This is a genomic window from Mesorhizobium sp. M8A.F.Ca.ET.208.01.1.1, from assembly GCF_004791315.1.
Lineage (GTDB): Bacteria > Pseudomonadota > Alphaproteobacteria > Rhizobiales > Rhizobiaceae > Mesorhizobium.
On sequence record NZ_SRUT01000323.1, the window covers coordinates 1 to 298 of the forward strand.

The window sequence follows — 298 nt, forward strand, 5'->3', positions numbered from 1 at the left end:
GTAAGCCTCTTCTTGTTTGTGTCGAAGGTGAGTGTAGCGGTGCCCTTGCCCTTGATGGTCACGGGCGGGCTCTGCTGGCTGCCGTCGAGCGTCGCCTTGAACTTCATCGTCTCGGCCATGGCCGGCGCTGCGAGAAGGAAGGCGGTCGAGACGGCTAAGGCCGAAAGCATCGGCACGGACAGGATGCGCATGAAAGAACCTCCGTTGATTGCAGCATCCTGCGCGGCTCCCCGACGCACGGATGCCTCCCTGAAACGGTTGGGCGGCGATTTGTATCCCGGCACACAATTATTTTACC

Annotated in this window: 1 pseudogene; it reads right to left on the bottom strand. The window is 60.4% G+C overall.

From position 1 onward, the window contains the following. Positions 1-191: pseudogene (locus EN851_RS35485) on the bottom strand (CHRD domain-containing protein); the annotation flags it as partial. Positions 192-298: the final 107 nt, after the last annotated feature.